2 rRNA genes (1 of these 2 cut by a window edge) are annotated in these 2,500 nt (G+C 54.2%); both read right to left on the reverse strand.

The features are described 5' to 3' along the window. A 5S ribosomal RNA gene (gene rrf / locus ACM0PB_RS20125) occupies positions 1 to 92 on the reverse strand; the annotation flags it as partial. 126 nt (positions 93 to 218) lie between these two features. After that, positions 219 to 2,500, reverse strand: a 23S ribosomal RNA gene (locus ACM0PB_RS20130); it runs 598 nt beyond the window's last position.

Consider the following 2,500-nt stretch of genomic DNA (forward strand, 5'->3'; position numbering starts at 1 on the left):
ATGGCTTGAGCCACACTACCATCGGCGCAGCTGCGTTTCACTTCCGAGTTCGGGATGGGATCGGGTGGTTCCACAGCGCTAATTTCACCAGGGAGGCTTTTGGAGTGTCGCACTCGTCCCTGTGGGACAAGGCGCCAGCCTCGCATAGTTCTTGTGACGTAGCGTGCACTTGGATGCTCTTACGACGCTGTCGTAAAGCCAAGGCAACTTGAGGTTATATGGTCAAGCCGCACGGATCATTAGTATCAGTTAGCTCAATACATTGCTGTACTTACACACCTGACCTATCAACCACGTAGTCTACATGGTTCCTTCAGGGGGCTTGTGCCCCGGGAGATCTCATCTTGAGGCGCGCTTCCCGCTTAGATGCTTTCAGCGGTTATCGCTTCCGAACATAGCTACCCGGCAATGCCACTGGCGTGACAACCGGAACACCAGAGGTTCGTCCACTCCGGTCCTCTCGTACTAGGAGCAGCCCCTCTCAAATCTCCAACGCCCATGGCAGATAGGGACCGAACTGTCTCACGACGTTCTGAACCCAGCTCGCGTACCACTTTAAATGGCGAACAGCCATACCCTTGGGACCGACTACAGCCCCAGGATGTGATGAGCCGACATCGAGGTGCCAAACACCGCCGTCGATATGAACTCTTGGGCGGTATCAGCCTGTTATCCCCGGAGTACCTTTTATCCGTTGAGCGATGGCCCTTCCATACAGAACCACCGGATCACTAAGTCCTAGTTTCCTACCTGCTTGATCCGTCGATCTTGCAGTCAAGCACGCTTATGCCTTTGCACACAGTGCGCGATGTCCGACCGCGCTGAGCGTACCTTCGAGCTCCTCCGTTACTCTTTAGGAGGAGACCGCCCCAGTCAAACTACCCACCATACACGGTCCCCGACCCAGATAATGGGCCCAGGTTAGAACGTCAAGCACGACAGGGTGGTATTTCAAGGATGGCTCCACCACAGCTAGCGCCATGGTTTCATAGCCTCCCACCTATCCTACACAGACGAACTCAACGTTCAGTGTAAAGCTATAGTAAAGGTTCACGGGGTCTTTCCGTCTTGCCACGGGAACGCTGCATCTTCACAGCGATTTCAATTTCACTGAGTCTCGGGTGGAGACAGCGCCGCTGTCGTTACGCCATTCGTGCAGGTCGGAACTTACCCGACAAGGAATTTCGCTACCTTAGGACCGTTATAGTTACGGCCGCCGTTTACTGGGGCTTCGATCAAGAGCTTCGCCTTGCGGCTGACCCCATCAATTAACCTTCCAGCACCGGGCAGGCGTCACACCCTATACGTCCACTTTCGTGTTTGCAGAGTGCTGTGTTTTTGATAAACAGTCGCAGCGGCCTGGTTACTGCGACCCTCTTCAGCTATAGCTCGCACGAGCCACCAAAAAGGGTGCACCTTCTCCCGAAGTTACGGTGCCATGTTGCCTAGTTCCTTCACCCGAGTTCTCTCAAGCGCCTGAGAATTCTCATCCTACCCACCTGTGTCGGTTTACGGTACGGTCTGCGTAAGCTGAAGCTTAGGAGCTTTTCCTGGAAGCGTGGTATCAGTGACTTTGCCATAAAGGCTCGTCTCGGTGCTCGGTCTTAGAGGATCCCGGATTTGCCAAAGATCCAAACCTACCGCCTTTCCCCAGGACAACCAACGCCTGGTACACCTAACCTTCTCCGTCCCTCCATCGCACTTACGCGAGGTGCAGGAATATTAACCTGCTTCCCATCGACTACGACTTTCGTCCTCGCCTTAGGGGCCGACTCACCCTGCGCCGATTAACGTTGCGCAAGGAAACCTTGGGCTTTCGGCGTGCGGGTTTTTCACCCGCATTATCGTTACTCATGTCAGCATTCGCACTTCCGATACCTCCAGCAGACTTCTCAATCCACCTTCAACGGCTTACGGAACGCTCCTCTACCGCGCATAACAAAGTTATGCACCCCAAGCTTCGGTTCTGTGCTTAGCCCCGTTAAATCTTCCCCGCAGACCGACTCGACCAGTGAGCTATTACGCTTTCTTTAAAGGGTGGCTGCTTCTAAGCCAACCTCCTGGCTGTCTGTGCCTTTCCACATGGTTTTCCACTTAGCACAAAATTTGGGACCTTAGCTGTGGGTCTGGGTTGTTTCCCTTTTCACGACGGACGTTAGCACCCGCCGTGTGTCTCCCATACAGTCCGTCTCGGTATTCGGAGTTTGCAATGGTTTGGTAAGTCGCGATGACCCCCTAGCCATAACAGTGCTCTACCCCCGAGAGGATACATATGAGGCGCTACCTAAATAGCTTTCGAGGAGAACCAGCTATCTCCGGGTTCGATTAGCTTTTCACTCCTAATCACACCTCATCCCCTACCTTTGCAACGGGAGTGGGTTCGGGCCTCCAGTGCGTGTTACCGCACCTTCACCCTGGGCATGACTAGATCACCCGGTTTCGGGTCTACTGCCCGCGACTATGCGCCCTTATCAGACTCGGTTTCCCTTCGCCTCCCCTA

It is taken from the genome of Stenotrophomonas sp. AR029 (assembly GCF_047520695.2).
GTDB lineage: Bacteria > Pseudomonadota > Gammaproteobacteria > Xanthomonadales > Xanthomonadaceae > Stenotrophomonas > Stenotrophomonas sepilia.